Here is a 252-nt window from a genome sequence, read left to right as displayed (position 1 = left end):
TACTTTCCTCCGTACAAGCCTTGCAGCACAGTTTGGTTTATCTGAAAGGAATGCTTTTCTTCCGGGGTAACCCGTTCTTTCACATCACGGACGTAATCGCTGAGGGCCGGCTCAATCGTGCCGTCGATTTTGGCGTATTGCTTCACGAACTTCGGTGTTCTGTCCACGCCGTGGCCGACGACGTCATGATAGACAAGGACTTGGCCGTCCGCTTTTGAACCGGCTCCGATTCCGATGACGGGAATGGATACT

At 52.8% G+C, this 252-nt stretch carries 1 protein-coding gene; it reads right to left on the bottom strand.

Annotated features, from left to right (window positions below):
• Nucleotides 1–252, bottom strand: a 252-nt coding sequence (locus KVT31_RS29780; protein WP_217613751.1) for a 3-methyl-2-oxobutanoate hydroxymethyltransferase, incomplete at both ends; no start/stop codon positions are given.

The sequence above is a fragment of the Bacillus sp. GbtcB14 genome, from assembly GCF_019091205.1.
GTDB lineage: Bacteria > Bacillota > Bacilli > Bacillales > Bacillaceae_G > Bacillus_A > Bacillus_A cereus_AG.
The sequence above is the reverse complement of the archived record's forward strand: the minus strand, read 5'-3'. Positions and strand labels throughout refer to the sequence as shown.